Source organism: Rothia nasimurium (genome assembly GCF_928382285.1).
GTDB classification, from domain to species: domain Bacteria; phylum Actinomycetota; class Actinomycetes; order Actinomycetales; family Micrococcaceae; genus Rothia; species Rothia nasimurium_E.
In genome coordinates this window covers 36,707-52,109 of sequence record NZ_CAKMSS010000003.1, presented here as the reverse complement: position 1 = coordinate 52,109, position 15,403 = coordinate 36,707, and the positions used below count along the sequence as shown (strand labels likewise).

The window sequence follows — 15,403 nt, the reverse complement described above, 5'->3', positions numbered from 1 at the left end:
GTATATGACAGGCTTCTTTCCTCTTCTATGCAGTGCGCGGACGCTCGCGATTGAGTAGAAGATTAAAGGAAAAGTGGGCTGAATGTGGGGCTGGGCACTTCACACAGAAAAACCTTGCGGGGAGCCCTGGACTCTGGCAAGATGGATAACGTTGTTCAAGCGCTTACCCCGTGAAAGTAGCCCTGATTCCTTCTCGAATCGGGTGAAGGTAAGCCCAAATATGACCCAATCGATCAGTTCGAGGGAAAAGTGCGCTCCTTTTTGCCCTAGCAAAAAAGCGACACGCCCGAGTTCGGGGGTCGGTGCCTCGGTAGGGTGAGGAACCCGGCAAACGTCGGATTCAGCCTACGCAGAGGTGGCGCGAAAGAGACGAAGAATCATCTCTTTACCTCAAGCGCCAGATAAAGGAGCAACCGCTCCGTTACAGGGAAGTAGACAAGAAAGAGAGTCCGACAGATGGCGGGACAGAAAATCCGCATCCGTCTGAAGTCATACGACCACGAGGTCATTGATTCTTCAGCTCGGAAAATCGTTGAGACAGTTACGCGTGCAGGCGCGACGGTAGTAGGCCCCGTGCCGCTGCCCACCGAAAAGAACGTTTACTGTGTTATCCGTTCGCCTCACAAGTACAAGGACAGCCGCGAGCACTTCGAAATGCGCACGCACAAGCGTCTGATCGACGTCGTTGATCCGACCCCCAAGGCTGTTGATGCCCTCATGCGTCTTGACCTTCCGGCAGACGTAAACATCGAAATCAAGCTGTAGAGGATCGCATCTAAATGACTAACAAGTTCGAGCGCCAGGTTAAGGGCCTGCTGGGCACCAAGCTTGGCATGACCCAGGTCTGGGACGAAAACGGCAAGTTCGTGCCCGTTACTGTCGTCAAGGCCGATTCCAACGTTATTACCCAGCTGCGCAACGCTGAGACCGATGGCTACGAAGCTATCCAGATCGGTTTCGGTGCAATCGAAGCTCGCAAGGTAACCAAGCCCCTCGCCGGTCACTTCGAGAAGGCAGGCGTAACTCCTCGCCGTCACCTCGTTGAACTGCGTACCTCAGACGCCGCTGAATACTCACTCGGTCAGGAACTGACCGTTGAGCTCTTCGAAGCTGGCCAGAAGGTCGACGTAGTTGGCAAGACCAAGGGTAAGGGCTTCGCCGGTGTTATGAAGCGTCACGGCTTCGCAGGTGTAGGTGCATCACACGGTGCCCACAAGAACCACCGTAAGCCCGGCTCAATCGGTGGCGCATCATACCCCGCACGCGTTTTCAAGGGTATGCGCATGGCAGGCCGTATGGGCGCTGCACGCCACACCACCATGAACCTCACTATTCAGGGTGTAGACGCCGAAAACAACGTTCTTCTGATCAAGGGTGCTATCCCCGGTCCTAAGGGCGGCGTTGTTCTGGTTCGCACCGCTGTGAAGGGAGCCTAATAAACCATGGCTGTCAAGACCGTAAAGGTAGACCTGCCCGCTGACATCTTCGACGCTCAGGCCTCTATTCCCCTGCTTCACCAGGTAGTAGTAGCCCAGCTCGCAGCAGCACGCCAGGGTACCCACAAGACCAAGAACCGCGGCGAAGTTTCCGGCGCAGGTCGTAAGCCTTTCAAGCAGAAGGGCACCGGCCGCGCACGTCAGGGCTCAATCCGTGCACCCCACATGACCGGTGGTGGCATCGTACACGGCCCGACCCCGCGTAGCTACGCACAGCGTACCCCCAAGAAGATGATTGCAGCTGCACTGCGCGGCGCTCTCTCAGATCGCGCTCGTCACGACCGCGTTCACGTTGTTGAAGCTCTGGTAGAAGGCACCAAGCCCTCCACCAAGGCAGCTAAGGCAGCAATCGCAGAGATCACCAGCCGCAAGAACGCACTGGTTGTCATCGACCGCAAGGACGACCTGGTAGCACTGTCAGCACGCAACCTTGAGAACGTTCACGTCATCTACGCAGATCAGCTGAACACCTACGATGTTCTGATCTCAGACGACGTCATCTTCACCAAGGATGCCTACGACGTATTCGTCGCAGTTGCTTCCAAGGCTAAGAAAGAGGCTGCTAAGTAATGTCTGTTACCACCTCAACTTTCAAGGATCCCCGCGACGTGATCATCGCTCCCGTCGTGTCGGAAAAGAGCTACGGTCAGCTCGACGAAGGTAAGTACACCTTCCTCGTAGACCCCCGCTCCAACAAGCTGGAAATCAAGCAGGCCATCGAGACTATCTTCGATGTCAAGGTTGCTTCCATCAACACCGCTAACCGTCAGGGCAAGCGCAAGCGCACCCGTTTCGGTTGGGGTGCTCGTAAGAACACCAAGCGTGCGATTGTAACCCTCAAGGAAGGTTCAATCGACCTCTTCGGCGGTCCGGCTGCATAAGCACCGGAGACCACTTTAGCGAAGGAAAGAAATATCTAAATGGGTATTCGTAAGCACAAGCCGACGACCCCGGGTCGCCGCGGCTCGAGCGTCTCAGATTTCGCAGAAATCACTCGCTCAACCCCGGAAAAGTCCCTGGTTCGTCCGCTCCCCAAGAAGGGCGGCCGTAACAACACCGGTCGCATCACTACCCGTCACAAGGGTGGTGGCCACAAGCGCCAGTACCGTCTGATCGACTTCCGTCGTCACGACAAGGACGGCGTCGACGCACGCGTTGCACACATCGAGTACGACCCCAACCGTACCGCCCGCATCGCTCTGCTCCACTACGTTGATGGCACCAAGCGTTACATCATCGCCCCCAACAAGCTTGCTCAGGGCGACATCGTAGAGTCAGGTCCCTCTGCCGATATCAAGCCCGGCAACAACCTGCCCCTGCGCAACATCCCCGTTGGTACCGTGATTCACGCTGTTGAGCTCCGCCCCGGTGGCGGCGCCAAGATGGGCCGCTCTGCTGGCGCATCCATCCAGCTGGTCGCTAAGGAAGGCAAGTACGCCCAGCTGCGTCTGCCCTCCGGCGAAATCCGCAACGTGGACGTCCGCTGCCGCGCAACCGTCGGTTCCGTCGGTAACGCTGAGCAGTCCAACATCAACTGGGGTAAGGCCGGCCGTAACCGCTGGAAGGGCATCCGCCCGACCGTCCGCGGTGTCGTCATGAACCCCGTTGACCACCCCCACGGTGGTGGTGAAGGTAAGACCTCAGGTGGCCGTCACCCGGTTAACCCCAACGGTAAGCCCGAGGGTCGCACCCGTCGCCCCAACAAGGAAAGCGACAAGCTCATTGTTCGTCGCCGTCGTACTGGCAAGAAGCGCTAAGGAGCCTGAAACATGCCTCGTAGTTTGAAGAAGGGCCCTTTCGTTGATCAGCACCTTTTTGTAAAGGTTGCAGCTCAGAACGAGAAGGGCACCAAGAACGTTATCAAGACTTGGTCCCGCCGCTCGATGATTATCCCCGACATGCTCGGTCACACCATCGCAGTGCACGACGGACGCAAGCACGTACCCGTGTTCATCACTGAGTCCATGGTTGGTCACAAGCTCGGCGAGTTTGCGCCCACCCGTACTTTCCGTGGCCACGTTAAGGACGACCGCAAGGGTAAGCGTCGCTAAGCTACGGTTCACCCCGTACCTTAGAAACGTTTTCCTTTCGGCAATAGACGAAAGAGAGATAGGCAATGGAAGCCAAGGCAACTGCGTCTTACGTACGCGTTACGCCTATGAAGGCACGCCGCGTCATCAACCTTATCCGTGGTAAGCAGGCGGAAGAGGCTCTGGCGATTCTGAAGTTCGCTCCTCAGGGCGCATCAGAACCGGTATACAAGATCGTTGCATCAGCTGTTGCAAACGCTCGCCAGAAGGCCGCCCAGCAGGGCGTCCCCTTCAAGGAAGAAGAGCTGTTCATCAGCGAAGCATACGCGAACGAAGGTCCCACCATGAAGCGATTCCAGCCTCGTGCCCAGGGCCGTGCGTTCCGCATCAACAAGCGCACCAGCCACATCACCGTGGTAGTCGCTACCCCGGAGAAGGAGGAGGGCCGCTAAATGGGTCAGAAAATTAACCCCAACGGTTTCCGACTTGGCATCACCACCAACCACGTCTCAAAGTGGTTCGCTGACTCCAACAAGGAAGGCGAACGCTACGCAGACTTCGTTCGTGAAGATGTAAAGATCCGCGAACTCCTGTCCAAGGGCATGGAGCGCGCAGGCATCGCCAAGGTCGAAATCGAGCGTACCCGTGACCGCGTCCGTGTGGACATCCACACCGCACGTCCCGGTATCGTTATCGGCCGCCGCGGCACCGAAGCTGACCGCATCCGCGGTGAGCTCGAGAAGCTGACCGGCAAGCAGATTCAGCTGAACATCCTCGAGGTTGCTAACCCCGATCTGTCAGCTCAGCTGGTTGCCCAGGGCATCGCAGAACAGCTCGCTTCACGCGTTGCTTTCCGCCGCGCTATGAAGAAGGCAATCCAGTCCGCACAGCGTGCAGGCGCCAAGGGTATTCGTATCCAGTGCTCCGGCCGTCTGGGTGGCGCTGAAATGTCACGTTCCGAGTTCTACCGCGAAGGCCGTGTGCCCCTGCACACCCTGCGTGCGAACATCGACTACGGCTTCTTCGAAGCAAAGACCACCTTCGGCCGCATCGGCGTCAAGGTTTGGATCTACAAGGGTGACCTCACCGACAACGAGCTTGCTGCACAGCAGGCTGCCGGTAACCGTCGTGGCAACGGCCGCGGTGGCGACCGTCGTCGCGCAGGTGGCCGTGGTCCCCGCCGTGAACGTCGTTCCGACAACGCTTCAGCACCCGCTGAGGCTAAGACTGCAGAAAACGGTGAGGCATAAATGCTAATTCCCCGTCGAGTAAAGTACCGCAAGCAGCATCACCCTAAGCGTTCAGGTATGGCTAAGGGTGGCACCGAGGTAGCGTTCGGCGAGTGGGGCATCCAGGCCCTGACTCCCGCATACGTCACCAACCGCCAGATTGAAGCTGCACGTATTGCAATGACCCGTCACATCAAGCGTGGCGGTAAGGTTTGGATCAACATTTATCCCGACCGTCCGCTGACCAAGAAGCCTGCTGAAACCCGTATGGGTTCCGGTAAGGGTTCACCCGAATGGTGGGTCGCAAACGTCAAGCCCGGTCGAGTCATGTTTGAACTCTCCGGCGTATCCGAAGAAGTGGCTCGTGAAGCTATGCGCCTCGCAATCCACAAGCTCCCGATGAAGGCACGTGTTGTGCGTCGCGAAGGTGGTGAATAGAAATGGCAGTTGGATCAAAGGATCTGAGCATCGACAAGCTGGCAGAGCTCTCCAATGAGAATCTGGTAGAGAAGCTGCGTGAGTCGAAGGAGGAGCTGTTCAACCTCCGTTTCCAGGCAGCCACCGGTCAGCTTGAAAATCCCGGTCGTATCCGCTCGGTCAAGCGCGACATTGCACGTATTTACACCGTGCTGCGTGAACGCGAGCTCGGTATTCGTCCCGCAACCGAAGGTTAAATCACATGAGTGAAGTAAAGACTGAAGAGCGCGGCTACCGCAAGACTCGCCGCGGCTACGTAGTGTCCGACAAGATGGACAAGACTGTAGTCGTTGAGGTCGAGGACCGCGTAAAGCACGCCCTGTACGGCAAGGTTATGCGCCGTAGCTCCAAGATCAAGGCACACGACGAGCAGAACACTGCTGGTATCGGTGACCTCGTTCTCCTGGCCGAGACTCGTCCGCTCTCCGCTTCAAAGCGCTGGCGCATCGTCGAGATCCTCGAAAAGGCTAAGTAAACACTACGTTTACTCAAGCTACGAGCTAGCTAGAGCTCCCCTTCCCCTCATACCGAGGGGGAGGGGAGCTCTCTATTTTTAAGGGTGCTAGCTCACTGCCTAAGAGTGGTGCATCTCTCTAGGCTGGCAGCCCCTGCTGTGGTAAAGTTTTCATTCTGTGTGGTTCTCTATACCCACACAACCACGGTTCTTTTCGTGCCACAGCATAATGCCGCTCAAAACGCGGGGTTCGCCCGCTTACGCGGGTCTAGATGTTCGTCGGCATGATAGGAGCCCAGGCGTGTCCGCCAACTCTTCAACTTCTCTAAGGGCTGTAAGAGACCGGCGCGTCAACATCCCGTAGAAATGTTCCGCAAGGCTGGCTCACAAAATATCGTGTGTCGGAACCGGCGAGACGACAGGAGAAATATGATTCAGCAGGAGTCACGACTCAAGGTTGCTGACAACACCGGTGCGAAGGAAATCCTGACCATCCGTGTTCTCGGTGGCTCAAAGCGTCGTTACGCAGGCATTGGCGACATCATCGTCGCAACCGTCAAGGACGCAATCCCCGGCGGTACCGTAAAGAAGGGCGACGTTGTTAAGGCAGTAGTCGTCCGCACCAAGAAGGAAGTTCGTCGTCCCGACGGCTCCTACATCAAGTTCGACGAGAACTCAGCAGTAATTCTCAAGAACACCGATGGTGACCCCCGTGGCACCCGTATCTTCGGACCTGTTGGCCGCGAACTGCGCGACAAGAAGTTCATGAAGATCATTTCACTTGCTCCGGAGGTGCTCTAACTCATGGCTAAGATCAAGTCTGGCGACCTGGTACAGGTTATTTCAGGTGCAGATAAGGGTAAGCAGGGCAAGGTTCTGAAGGTATTCCCCAAGACCGAGCGCGTGCTGGTTGAAGGCGTTAAGATCGTCACCAAGCACAACAAGGCTAACCCCATGACCGGCGAAGCTGGCGGCATCGAAAAGGTTGAGGCACCGATTCACGTTTCAAACGTTGCAATCGTTGATCCCGAGACCAAGAAGCCGACCCGCGTTGGTTACCGCCTCGAGACCGTAGAGCGCAATGGCAAGGAACGCACTGTTCGCGTTCGCGTTGCCAAGAGCTCGGGTAAGGACATCTAATGACCGAAGCAAAGATTACCCCTCGTTTCAAGACTAAGTTCAACGAAGTAGTCACCCCCGCCCTGCAGGAAGAGTTCAAGTACGAGAACGTCATGCAGGCACCGAAGATCGTTAAGGTCGTCGTTAACATGGGTGTTGGTGAAGCTGCTAAGGACGCGAAGCTCATGGATGGTGCTATCCGCGACCTCACCGCTATCACCGGTCAGAAGCCGCTCGTTACCCGCGCGAAGAAGTCCATCGCACAGTTCAAGCTGCGTGAAGGTCAGCCCATCGGCGCACACGTCACCCTCCGTGGCGATCGCATGTGGGAATTCCTCGACCGCCTCGTCACTCTGGCACTTCCCCGTATCCGCGACTTCCGCGGCCTCTCGGACCGCCAGTTCGACGGTAACGGTAACTACACCTTCGGTCTGACCGAACAGTCTATGTTCCACGAAATCGATCAGGACTCAATCGATCGTGTACGTGGTATGGACATCACCGTAGTAACCACCGCAAAGACCGACGATGAAGGCCGTGCGCTTCTGAAGGCACTCGGCTTCCCGTTCAAGACCCAGTAACGACTACGTTATAGGTCCGCACCGAATCACGGTGAGGAAACCATAACGAGGAAGGGCTCAGCCCACCATGACTATGACAGATCCTGTCGCAGATATGCTGACCCGTTTGCGCAACGCAAACTCAGCACATCACGACACCGTGTCAATGCCTTACTCCAAGCTCAAGGCTCGCATCGCCGAGATCCTCAAGGCTGAAGGCTACATCGCTGACTTCAAGGAAGAGGAAGCAAAGGTCGGTAAGACCCTCACCCTCGAACTGAAGTTCGGCCCCTCACGTGAGCGCTCCATCGTAGGCGTTCGCCGCATTTCCAAGCCGGGTCTGCGTGTATACGCAAAGTCCACCAACCTGCCCCAGGTACACGGTGGCCTCGGCATCGCAATCCTGTCAACCTCTTCAGGTCTGCTCACTGACAAGCAGGCTGCGAAGAAGGGTGTTGGCGGCGAAGTCGTCGCTTACATCTGGTAGTCGGTAGAAGAGAAAGGAAGAAGAATGTCACGTATTGGACGTCTCCCCATCTCGGTTCCTGCCGGCGTTGAGGTAAAGATCGACGGCAACGTAGTTGCTGTTAAGGGTGCAAAGGGCGAGCTGACCCACGAGGTTGCTGCTCCCATCACTGTTGCACTCGAAGACGGTGTTGTCACCGTTTCCCGCCCGAACGATGAGCGTGCATCACGTTCACTGCACGGCCTGACCCGCACCCTGATTCAGAACATGATCATCGGTGTTACCGAGGGCTACTCCAAGAAGCTCGAAATCGTTGGTACCGGTTACCGCGTAACCGCTAAGGGTTCCGACCTCGAGTTCGCACTTGGCTACTCACACCCCATCATCATTGAAGCACCCGAGGGTATCAGCTTCGCTGTTGAGGGCGCTAACAAGCTGACCGTTTCCGGTATCAGCAAGCAGCAGGTAGGCCAGGTAGCCGCTAACATCCGCGGTCTGCGCAAGCCCGATCCCTACAAGGGCAAGGGCGTTCGCTACGAAGGCGAGCAGATCCGTCGCAAGGTCGGAAAGGCTGGTAAGTAACAATGGCTGTAAAGACTAAGTCAGCACAGCGCGCACGCCGTCACGCACGCGTCCGCAAGTACGTTTCAGGCACCGCAGCACGCCCCCGCCTGTCTGTCACCCGCTCAGCTCGTCACATGTTCGTTCAGGTCATCGACGACACCAAGGGTCTGACCCTGGCATCAGCTTCCACCATGGAAGCAGACCTGCGCGCAGCAGAGCTGGACAAGACCGCTAAGGCAAAGCGCGTCGGCGAACTTGTTGCCGAACGTGCCAAGGCTGCAGGCATCGAAGCTGTTGTCTTCGACCGCGGTGGTAACAAGTACCACGGCCGTGTCGCAGCAGTAGCTGAAGGCGCACGCGAAGGAGGTCTGGCACTCTAATGAGCGAGCAGACTGTAAACGAAAAGGAAACTCAGGTGACTGAAGCAACCGCAGAAGCTACCGCTGAAACCTCCGAAAAGCGCGAAGCCCGCCGCAACGAGCGTGGCGAACGCCGCGGCAACCGCGGTGAGCGCCGCAACAACCGCGGTCGCGAAGAAGAGAAGGACAAGTTCATCGAGCGCGTTGTCACCATCAACCGCGTCTCCAAGGTCGTCAAGGGTGGTCGTCGCTTTAGCTTCACCGCACTCGTCGTCGTCGGTGACGGTAACGGTATGGTTGGCGTTGGCTACGGCAAGGCGAAGGAAGTTCCTGCAGCTATCTCAAAGGGTGTTGAAGAAGCAAAGAAGAACTTCTTCCGCGTACCCCGCGTTGAAGGCCGCACCATTCCTCACCGCGTTCAGGGTGAAGCAGCAGCAGGCGTAGTTATGCTCCGCCCCGCTACCGCTGGTACCGGTGTTATCGCTGGTGGTCCCGTTCGTGCCGTACTTGAGGCAGCAGGCATCCACGATGTTCTGTCCAAGTCACTCGGTTCATCGAACCAGATCAACATTGTCCACGCGACCATTGAAGCACTGCGTCAGCTCGAAGAGCCCGTAGCAGTTGCTGCACGCCGTGGTCTTCCCCAGGACGAGGTTATCCCCGGCTTCCTGCGTGTCGCTCAGTCTGAAAAGGCAGGTGCGTAATGACCGGTAAGCGTATTCAGCCCAGCGACGCAAAGCTGGAAATCACCCAGATCAAGTCCTACGTCGGTGAAAAGCAGAACATGCGCGACACCCTCCGTTCCCTGGGCCTCAAGCGCCCCGGCAACAAGGTTGTTCGCACTGCTGACCCCGTCACCTGCGGCATGATCAACACCGTAGCTCACCTGGTTCAGGTTGAGGAGGTCAAGTAAAGATGGCAAACAACGACGCTATCAAGATTCACGATCTGCGCCCGGCACCGGGTGCCCATAAGGCTAAGACCCGCGTAGGCCGCGGTGAAGGCTCAAAGGGTAAGACCGCAGGTCGCGGTACCAAGGGTACCAAGGCACGTTACCAGGTTCGCGCCGGCTTCGAAGGTGGTCAGCTTCCGCTGCACATGCGCCTTCCCAAGCTGCGCGGCTTCAAGAACCCCTTCCGCACCGAGTACCAGGTTGTTAACCTGGACCGCATCGCGGAACTGTTCCCCGAGGGCGGCGACATCACCGTTGACGCTCTGGTAGCAGCTGGCGCAGTTCGCAAGAACGAACTGGTCAAGGTTCTGGGTACCGGCGAAATCTCAGCAGCCTACAACGTAACCGTTGACAAGGTTTCTGAGTCAGCTAAGGCCAAGATTGAGGCTGCCGGCGGTTCTGTAACCGTCAAGTAGTCCCATGACGCACCGGGCAACCGGTTGCGGCATCTTCTTGCGGGTGCCCCGCTCACTTCGGTGAGCGGGGCACCTTTCTTTACGCTCAGAGGTTTGAGCTACACACGATTGAGTTTTAAGCGATAGACTGGAAGAGATTGTGTACTTACCCCCACCGCCTGCACCGTGCAGGGGAGAGGGGCATCAAAGATTTTGTCTCACAGGAGGACATGTGCTGACCGCTTTCGGACGGGCTTTCAAGACGCCCGACCTGCGTAACAAGCTGCTGTTCACCCTGGGTATTATCGTGATTTACCGTGTGGGCGTCTTCATCCCCGCTCCCGGTGTCTCTTACGGAAACGTGCAGCAGTGCCTGTCGACCGTCACCGCAACCGGTGGCGTTTACGACATGATTAACCTCTTTAGCGGTGGCGCCCTGCTCCAGCTGTCGATTTTTGCCCTGGGCGTTATGCCTTACATTACCGCGAGCATTATTGTTCAGCTGCTTCGCGTTGTCATTCCCCGCTTCCAGCAGCTTCACGAGGAAGGTGCCCAGGGGCAGACTAAACTGACCCAGTACACCCGTTACCTCACCATTCTGCTGGCGCTATTGAACGCGACCACCATTGTGTCGCTGGCCCGCTCCGGTATGCTCCTTCAAGGGTGCACCCTGCCGATTATTCCTGACGATGGCATCTGGAACATCCTGCTGATTATCACTGCCCTCACCGCCGGTACCGGCGTGGTTATGTGGCTGGGTGAGCAAATCACCGAAAAGGGCGTGGGCAACGGTATGTCCCTGCTGATTTTCACCTCAATTGCAGCCTCCTTCCCCTCGGCGTTCGGTTCCATCTTGCAGACCCAGGGCTGGGGTATCTTCTCAGCGGTCGTAGCGGTAGGTCTGCTGGTCATCGTGGCCGTTGTCTTCGTTGAGCAGTCTCAGCGTCGCATCCCAGTCCAGTACGCTAAGCGGATGATTGGGCGCCGTACCATCGGCGGCACCACCACTTACATTCCGCTCAAGGTCAATATGGCTGGCGTTATCCCCATCATCTTCGCCTCCTCCATGCTCATGGTGCCCGGCCTGATTGCCCAGTTCAACACCCCCTCAGACGGCTCAGCTCCGCCCGAATGGGTTAACTGGATCAACACCTACCTGGTCATGGGTGATCACCCGCTCTATATGACCCTCTACTTCCTGCTTATCCTGGGATTTGCCTACTTCTACGTCTCCATCACCTTCAACACCGAAGAGGTGGCTGGCAACATGAAGAAGTACGGTGGCTTCATCCCCGGTATTCGTGCAGGACGTCCCACCCAGGAATACCTGAGCTACGTTCTCAACCGTATTACCCTGCCCGGCGCCATCTACGTAGCTGTCCTAGCGCTCCTGCCGCTGGTGGCCTTCGTCCTCTTCGGCGCTAACCAGAATTTCCCGCTCGGCGGTGCCTCACTGCTGATCGTCATCGGCGTTGGTCTTGACACTGTCAAGCAAATCGACGCCCAGCTCCAACAACGCAACTACGAAGGACTACTGCGATGAACCGTCTGCTCATCATTGGCCCTCCCGGCGCCGGTAAAGGCACCCAGGCCGTCAAAATCGCTGAAAAGCTGAACATCCCCGCTATCTCCACCGGTGACATCTTCCGCAAGAACATCAAGGAAGAAACCGAGCTGGGCAAGGAAGCCAAGAGCTACATCGACTCGGGCAACCTGGTTCCCGACTCCGTGACCAACCGTATGGTCCGCGCCCGCCTGGCTGAAGACGACACCGCCAACGGATTCCTGCTCGATGGCTACCCCCGCAACACCGCCCAGGTCGGTGAGCTCGACACCATCTTGGCAGACATGGGCCAGGAAATCGGCCAGGTTCTCCTGCTGGTTGCTGACAACGATGAACTGGTCGAGCGCCTCCTGGGCCGCGCCGCTAAGGAAGGCCGCTCAGACGACAACGAAGAGGTCATCCGTCACCGCCTCAAGGTCTACGAGGAAGAAACCGCACCCCTCGTAGCTATCTACACTGAGCGTGGCCTCGTTACCCAGATTGATGGTCTGGGTGAGATTGACGAAGTCACCGCCCGTATCATGGACGCCCTCAACTAAGGCAGCAACCCTACCTGTGCCCCCGGTCATTGCGGGGGGCACAGGTCTTTAACGCACACTGGTGTAGTTTGGCTCAAAAGCCCAGCACACAAACCTAGCCAGGAAAGAACCCTATGCGCCGTATCGAATACAAAACAGACCGCCAACTCGCAGACATGGCCCGAGCCGGCGTCATCACATCCCGCGCCCTGGACGCAGCGGTAGCAGCTGCCGCCCCCGGCGTCACCACCGCCGAACTCGATACCGTCTTCCGCGGCGTCCTGGCTGAATACGGGGCGGGATCCAACTTCCTGGGCTACTACGACTACCCGGCCACCATCTGCACCTCCGTGAACGACGTTGTCGTCCACGGTATCCCCGGCGACCTTGCCCTAGCAGAAGGTGACATAATCTCTATCGACGGCGGCGCCACAGTACAGGACGCTCGCGGCACCACCTGGCACGGCGACTCAGCCCGTACCGCCCTCATCGGCGAAGTATCGGACGCCCGCCGTGAACTCTCAGAAATCACCCGAGCAGCCCTCTGGCACGGCATCGCAGCCCTCGCCACCGCCAAAAAAATTGGTGAAGTCGGCTTCGCCATCGAAAACTTCGTTCGGGAAGAAACCGGCGACAAATACGGGATCATCGAAGACTTCGTAGGCCACGGCATCGGTACCTCCATGCACATGGCCCCCGACGTCCTCAACTACGCCGCCCGCGACCTCGGCCCCCGTGTCAAAAAGGGCATGGCCTTCGCCATCGAACCCATGCTCGTGACCGGTGGAATCGAAACCGTCACCCTCGACGACGACTGGACCATCAAAACCGTCGATGGGGGAGACGCCTGCCAGTGGGAACACTCCGTCTGCGTGCACTCCGAAGGTATCTGGGTGCTCACCGCAGAGGACGGCGGCGCCTCCGAACTCTCCAAACTCGGCGTCACCGTCAAACCCATCCCCGCCTAAACCACGCACCCCAACCCACAGCGTCCGCCCCGCATCGCACCGAAAGCAGCAGCCATGACCGAAACCACCAGCGTCCCCCTGGAAATCTCCAGCGCCCGCCCCGAACCCGGCCAAATCATCCTCAAAGCCCCCCGCTGCGGCAAACCCCCGCGCCACATCGCAGACTTCGACATGGCCGGCCGCCGAGCCTTCCTCGAAGAACTCGGCTACAAGCCCTTCCGAGCCGCCCAGCTCTCCAAGCACTACTTCGAACGCCTCGTCAACGACCCGGCCCAGATGACCGACCTGCCTGCAGCAGAACGCGAAAAAATGGTCGCCGACGCCATGCCCCAGCTGCTCACCACCGTCCGCACCCTCGAAGCCGACGGCGGCGACACCCTCAAAGTCGTCCACCGCCTCTTCGACGGAGCCCTCGTCGAATCCGTCATTATGCGCTACGACAACCGCGTCACCATGTGCATCTCTTCCCAGGCAGGCTGCGGCATGAACTGCCCCTTCTGCGCCACCGGCCAGCAGGGACTCACCCGCAACCTCTCCACCGCCGAAATCGTTGAACAGGTCATTGCAGGCGCCCGCTACCTCAAAGACATGAAAGGCCTCGAACAGGCCGAAGGCGGCTCCGAAGACACCCGCCCCCTGCGCGTCTCCAACATCGTGTTCATGGGCATGGGCGAAGCCCTCGCCAACTACAAAGCCACCATGGGAGCCGTCCACCGCCTCATCGACCCCGCCCCCGAAGGACTCGGCATCTCAGCCCGCGGCATCACCATGTCCACCGTTGGCCTCGTCCCCGGCATCCGCAAATTCGAACTAGAAAAACTCCCCATCACCCTAGCCCTCTCCCTGCATGCCCCCGACGATGAACTCCGCGACGAACTCATCCCCATCAACCAGCGCTGGAAAGTCGACGAAACCCTCGACGCCGCCTACGACTACTACCGCACCACCGGCCGCCGCATCTCCATCGAATACGCCCTCATCCGCGACATCAACGACCAGGGCTGGCGCGCCGACCTCCTCGGCAAAAAACTTGCCTCCCGCGGACGCGGCTGGGTGCACGTCAACCCCATTCCGCTGAACCCTACCCCCGGCTCCAAATGGACAGCCTCCCGCAAGGGCGTCGAACAAAACTTCGTCGAGCGCCTACGCGCCCACGGCATCCCCACCACCGTACGCGATACCCGCGGAAGTGACATCGACGGTGCCTGTGGCCAGCTTGCTGCTAAGGAAGATTAAATGCTGATGCACAGCAGATGCGCTTTTGCCTGCTGACCCTCTCGCTGGTTCGCTAACGCTCACGAGCGATTCACGCCAGCCCCAGCCAGCAGGCTGACAGCGCATCTGCTGTGCTCAGTTGTAGGGAGTCTGGTCAGCTGGCTGCCGAAGCGTCCTGCCCCTGCCCTTAAGCCCCGGACCTTAATGTGAAGCTCGCTATGTTTTGCGAAAACCATTAACATTCCGGGGCTTTTGCCGTATATTAGTTTGTTGGTTGTCTGTGCCATGCGTTTAGTACGCAAGCGGAGCGGTACCCGAATCCGGGAGAACGCACCGAATACAGAAAAAACACTACCAAGAGCCCCCAAGACACCTTGGGAGCACGAAAGTAAAGCGGAGGATATGGCCAAGAAAGACGGCGTCATCGAGATTGAAGGTACCGTGGTCGAAGCACTGCCCAACGCATCATTCCGCGTTGAGCTGGACAACGGACACAAAGTACTTGCACACATCTCAGGCAAGATGCGTCAGCACTACATTCGAATCCTGCCTGAGGACCGAGTAGTAGTCGAGCTCAGCCCCTACGACCTCTCACGCGGTCGTATCGTCTACCGCTACAAGTAAACACGAGCACCAAACGTCGCTAAGCAGCGGCGTTTACGCCGTGTAAAAGGGGTAAACAGTTCTCCCACCGGCTAGCCGGACACAGAACCTCTTACCCCGCCCGTCCAAAAGCATTAGCTGAAACATCAACGCAAAGGAATGCGATGAAGGTCAAGCCGAGCGTTAAGCCGATCTGCGACAAGTGCAAAGTGATCCGCCGTCACGGTGTGGTCATGGTGATCTGCGAAAACCCGCGCCACAAGCAGCGCCAGGGCTAATCACTAGCCAACGCTGACAAGACCACCCCACCAGGTGGCACAACAGAAAATGGCACCGCTCCTGCCCACAAAAGCAGGATACCTCCGGGCACAGAGGCCGGGGACCGGGACAACCGGGCAGTGATGTCACAGACCTCTGCGAAAACAAGGAGAACG

26 protein-coding genes are annotated in these 15,403 nt (G+C 58.1%); all 26 read left to right on the top strand.

All coding sequences use genetic code 11. The features are described from left to right. Positions 1-456 precede the first annotated feature (456 nt). The 26 genes from rpsJ (at position 457) to rpmJ (ending at position 15,247) form a co-directional block, all read left to right on the top strand. A complete protein-coding gene (gene rpsJ / locus L6758_RS04745; protein ID WP_068169589.1) occupies positions 457-765 on the top strand; it encodes a 30S ribosomal protein S10 in 309 nt (102 codons plus the stop codon). Between the two features lie 14 nt (positions 766-779). Next, entirely contained in the window at positions 780-1,436 is a 657-nt protein-coding gene (rplC, locus tag L6758_RS04740) for a 50S ribosomal protein L3 (RefSeq protein WP_135012885.1), read from the top strand. 6 nt (positions 1,437-1,442) lie between these two features. Further along, positions 1,443-2,066, top strand: coding sequence for a 50S ribosomal protein L4 (gene rplD / locus L6758_RS04735; protein WP_135012886.1), 624 nt, complete (start codon positions 1,443-1,445; stop codon positions 2,064-2,066). After that, a complete protein-coding gene (rplW, locus tag L6758_RS04730) occupies positions 2,066-2,377 on the top strand; it encodes a 50S ribosomal protein L23 (RefSeq protein ID WP_135012887.1) in 312 nt (103 codons plus the stop codon). The genes rplD and rplW overlap by 1 nt, the downstream gene beginning before the upstream one ends. 39 nt (positions 2,378-2,416) lie before the next feature. Continuing rightward, positions 2,417-3,253, top strand: a complete 837-nt coding sequence (gene rplB / locus L6758_RS04725) for a 50S ribosomal protein L2 (protein WP_135012888.1) — start codon at positions 2,417-2,419, stop codon at positions 3,251-3,253. A 12-nt stretch (positions 3,254-3,265) separates the two neighbouring features. After that, positions 3,266-3,547, top strand: a complete 282-nt coding sequence (gene rpsS / locus L6758_RS04720) for a 30S ribosomal protein S19 (protein ID WP_083090719.1) — start codon at positions 3,266-3,268, stop codon at positions 3,545-3,547. A gap of 65 nt (positions 3,548-3,612) precedes the next feature. Further along, positions 3,613-3,978 (top strand): 50S ribosomal protein L22, encoded by a 366-nt coding sequence (gene rplV / locus L6758_RS04715; protein ID WP_083090720.1) that lies wholly within the window; start codon positions 3,613-3,615, stop codon positions 3,976-3,978. Then, entirely contained in the window at positions 3,979-4,776 is a 798-nt protein-coding gene (rpsC, locus tag L6758_RS04710; protein WP_185174281.1) for a 30S ribosomal protein S3, read from the top strand. Beyond that, positions 4,777-5,193 (top strand): 50S ribosomal protein L16, encoded by a 417-nt coding sequence (gene rplP / locus L6758_RS04705; RefSeq protein WP_135012890.1) that lies wholly within the window; start codon positions 4,777-4,779, stop codon positions 5,191-5,193. 2 nt (positions 5,194-5,195) lie between these two features. Continuing rightward, positions 5,196-5,429 carry a 50S ribosomal protein L29 gene (gene rpmC / locus L6758_RS04700; RefSeq protein WP_083090723.1) on the top strand — a complete coding sequence of 78 codons (234 nt, stop codon included), beginning with the start codon at positions 5,196-5,198 and terminating at the stop codon, positions 5,427-5,429. A gap of 5 nt (positions 5,430-5,434) precedes the next feature. Further along, positions 5,435-5,707 carry a 30S ribosomal protein S17 gene (gene rpsQ, locus L6758_RS04695; protein WP_083090724.1) on the top strand — a complete coding sequence of 91 codons (273 nt, stop codon included), beginning with the start codon at positions 5,435-5,437 and terminating at the stop codon, positions 5,705-5,707. A 408-nt stretch (positions 5,708-6,115) separates the two neighbouring features. After that, on the top strand, positions 6,116-6,487 hold the full coding sequence (gene rplN, locus L6758_RS04690) for a 50S ribosomal protein L14 (protein ID WP_135013742.1): 372 nt from the start codon (positions 6,116-6,118) through the stop codon (positions 6,485-6,487). Positions 6,488-6,490: 3 nt separating this feature from the next. Beyond that, positions 6,491-6,826 carry a 50S ribosomal protein L24 gene (gene rplX, locus L6758_RS04685; protein WP_185174282.1) on the top strand — a complete coding sequence of 112 codons (336 nt, stop codon included), beginning with the start codon at positions 6,491-6,493 and terminating at the stop codon, positions 6,824-6,826. Further along, positions 6,826-7,386: a 50S ribosomal protein L5 gene (gene rplE, locus L6758_RS04680; protein ID WP_135013744.1), complete on the top strand. Its 561-nt coding sequence runs from the start codon at positions 6,826-6,828 to the stop codon at positions 7,384-7,386. Before rplX ends, rplE begins: the two co-directional genes overlap by 1 nt. A gap of 67 nt (positions 7,387-7,453) precedes the next feature. Further along, positions 7,454-7,852, top strand: coding sequence for a 30S ribosomal protein S8 (rpsH, locus tag L6758_RS04675; protein WP_135013745.1), 399 nt, complete (start codon positions 7,454-7,456; stop codon positions 7,850-7,852). A 24-nt stretch (positions 7,853-7,876) separates the two neighbouring features. Further along, on the top strand, positions 7,877-8,413 hold the full coding sequence (gene rplF, locus L6758_RS04670; RefSeq protein WP_237204775.1) for a 50S ribosomal protein L6: 537 nt from the start codon (positions 7,877-7,879) through the stop codon (positions 8,411-8,413). 2 nt (positions 8,414-8,415) lie between these two features. Continuing rightward, the gene (gene rplR, locus L6758_RS04665) at positions 8,416-8,775 is read left to right on the top strand and encodes a 50S ribosomal protein L18 (protein WP_135013747.1); all 360 of its coding nucleotides are present in this window, start codon (positions 8,416-8,418) and stop codon (positions 8,773-8,775) included. Beyond that, a complete protein-coding gene (rpsE, locus tag L6758_RS04660; RefSeq protein ID WP_135013748.1) occupies positions 8,775-9,458 on the top strand; it encodes a 30S ribosomal protein S5 in 684 nt (227 codons plus the stop codon). Before rplR ends, rpsE begins: the two co-directional genes overlap by 1 nt. Continuing rightward, complete coding sequence (gene rpmD / locus L6758_RS04655; protein ID WP_135013749.1) at positions 9,458-9,667, top strand: 50S ribosomal protein L30; 210 nt, start codon at positions 9,458-9,460, stop codon at positions 9,665-9,667. Before rpsE ends, rpmD begins: the two co-directional genes overlap by 1 nt. Before the next feature lie 2 nt (positions 9,668-9,669). Further along, a complete protein-coding gene (gene rplO, locus L6758_RS04650; RefSeq protein ID WP_135013750.1) occupies positions 9,670-10,122 on the top strand; it encodes a 50S ribosomal protein L15 in 453 nt (150 codons plus the stop codon). Positions 10,123-10,333: 211 nt separating this feature from the next. Then, the gene (secY, locus tag L6758_RS04645; RefSeq protein WP_185174286.1) at positions 10,334-11,644 is read left to right on the top strand and encodes a preprotein translocase subunit SecY; all 1,311 of its coding nucleotides are present in this window, start codon (positions 10,334-10,336) and stop codon (positions 11,642-11,644) included. Further along, entirely contained in the window at positions 11,641-12,204 is a 564-nt protein-coding gene (locus tag L6758_RS04640; RefSeq protein ID WP_237204776.1) for an adenylate kinase, read from the top strand. Before secY ends, L6758_RS04640 begins: the two co-directional genes overlap by 4 nt. Before the next feature lie 113 nt (positions 12,205-12,317). Then, positions 12,318-13,151, top strand: coding sequence for a type I methionyl aminopeptidase (map, locus tag L6758_RS04635; protein WP_237204777.1), 834 nt, complete (start codon positions 12,318-12,320; stop codon positions 13,149-13,151). Between the two features lie 54 nt (positions 13,152-13,205). Beyond that, positions 13,206-14,387: a 23S rRNA (adenine(2503)-C(2))-methyltransferase RlmN gene (rlmN, locus tag L6758_RS04630; protein WP_135013067.1), complete on the top strand. Its 1,182-nt coding sequence runs from the start codon at positions 13,206-13,208 to the stop codon at positions 14,385-14,387. Between the two features lie 381 nt (positions 14,388-14,768). After that, entirely contained in the window at positions 14,769-14,990 is a 222-nt protein-coding gene (gene infA / locus L6758_RS04625; RefSeq protein ID WP_083090737.1) for a translation initiation factor IF-1, read from the top strand. A gap of 143 nt (positions 14,991-15,133) precedes the next feature. Next, positions 15,134-15,247 carry a 50S ribosomal protein L36 gene (gene rpmJ / locus L6758_RS04620; RefSeq protein ID WP_004005257.1) on the top strand — a complete coding sequence of 38 codons (114 nt, stop codon included), beginning with the start codon at positions 15,134-15,136 and terminating at the stop codon, positions 15,245-15,247. Positions 15,248-15,403: the final 156 nt, after the last annotated feature.

Bases quoted from the DNA above. Each gene is read 5' to 3' on its own strand.
- rpsJ (WP_068169589.1), top strand. From the start codon at position 457: ATGGCGGGACAGAAAATCCGCATCCGTCTGAAGTCATACGACCACGAG.
- rplC (WP_135012885.1), top strand. From the start codon at position 780: ATGACTAACAAGTTCGAGCGCCAGGTTAAGGGCCTGCTGGGCACCAAG.
- rplD (WP_135012886.1), top strand. From the start codon at position 1,443: ATGGCTGTCAAGACCGTAAAGGTAGACCTGCCCGCTGACATCTTCGAC.
- rplW (WP_135012887.1), top strand. From the start codon at position 2,066: ATGTCTGTTACCACCTCAACTTTCAAGGATCCCCGCGACGTGATCATC.
- rplB (WP_135012888.1), top strand. From the start codon at position 2,417: ATGGGTATTCGTAAGCACAAGCCGACGACCCCGGGTCGCCGCGGCTCG.
- rpsS (WP_083090719.1), top strand. From the start codon at position 3,266: ATGCCTCGTAGTTTGAAGAAGGGCCCTTTCGTTGATCAGCACCTTTTT.
- rplV (WP_083090720.1), top strand. From the start codon at position 3,613: ATGGAAGCCAAGGCAACTGCGTCTTACGTACGCGTTACGCCTATGAAG.
- rpsC (WP_185174281.1), top strand. From the start codon at position 3,979: ATGGGTCAGAAAATTAACCCCAACGGTTTCCGACTTGGCATCACCACC.
- rplP (WP_135012890.1), top strand. From the start codon at position 4,777: ATGCTAATTCCCCGTCGAGTAAAGTACCGCAAGCAGCATCACCCTAAG.
- rpmC (WP_083090723.1), top strand. From the start codon at position 5,196: ATGGCAGTTGGATCAAAGGATCTGAGCATCGACAAGCTGGCAGAGCTC.
- rpsQ (WP_083090724.1), top strand. From the start codon at position 5,435: ATGAGTGAAGTAAAGACTGAAGAGCGCGGCTACCGCAAGACTCGCCGC.
- rplN (WP_135013742.1), top strand. From the start codon at position 6,116: ATGATTCAGCAGGAGTCACGACTCAAGGTTGCTGACAACACCGGTGCG.
- rplX (WP_185174282.1), top strand. From the start codon at position 6,491: ATGGCTAAGATCAAGTCTGGCGACCTGGTACAGGTTATTTCAGGTGCA.
- rplE (WP_135013744.1), top strand. From the start codon at position 6,826: ATGACCGAAGCAAAGATTACCCCTCGTTTCAAGACTAAGTTCAACGAA.
- rpsH (WP_135013745.1), top strand. From the start codon at position 7,454: ATGACTATGACAGATCCTGTCGCAGATATGCTGACCCGTTTGCGCAAC.
- rplF (WP_237204775.1), top strand. From the start codon at position 7,877: ATGTCACGTATTGGACGTCTCCCCATCTCGGTTCCTGCCGGCGTTGAG.
- rplR (WP_135013747.1), top strand. From the start codon at position 8,416: ATGGCTGTAAAGACTAAGTCAGCACAGCGCGCACGCCGTCACGCACGC.
- rpsE (WP_135013748.1), top strand. From the start codon at position 8,775: ATGAGCGAGCAGACTGTAAACGAAAAGGAAACTCAGGTGACTGAAGCA.
- rpmD (WP_135013749.1), top strand. From the start codon at position 9,458: ATGACCGGTAAGCGTATTCAGCCCAGCGACGCAAAGCTGGAAATCACC.
- rplO (WP_135013750.1), top strand. From the start codon at position 9,670: ATGGCAAACAACGACGCTATCAAGATTCACGATCTGCGCCCGGCACCG.
- L6758_RS04640 (WP_237204776.1), top strand. From the start codon at position 11,641: ATGAACCGTCTGCTCATCATTGGCCCTCCCGGCGCCGGTAAAGGCACC.
- map (WP_237204777.1), top strand. From the start codon at position 12,318: ATGCGCCGTATCGAATACAAAACAGACCGCCAACTCGCAGACATGGCC.
- rlmN (WP_135013067.1), top strand. From the start codon at position 13,206: ATGACCGAAACCACCAGCGTCCCCCTGGAAATCTCCAGCGCCCGCCCC.
- infA (WP_083090737.1), top strand. From the start codon at position 14,769: ATGGCCAAGAAAGACGGCGTCATCGAGATTGAAGGTACCGTGGTCGAA.
- rpmJ (WP_004005257.1), top strand. From the start codon at position 15,134: ATGAAGGTCAAGCCGAGCGTTAAGCCGATCTGCGACAAGTGCAAAGTG.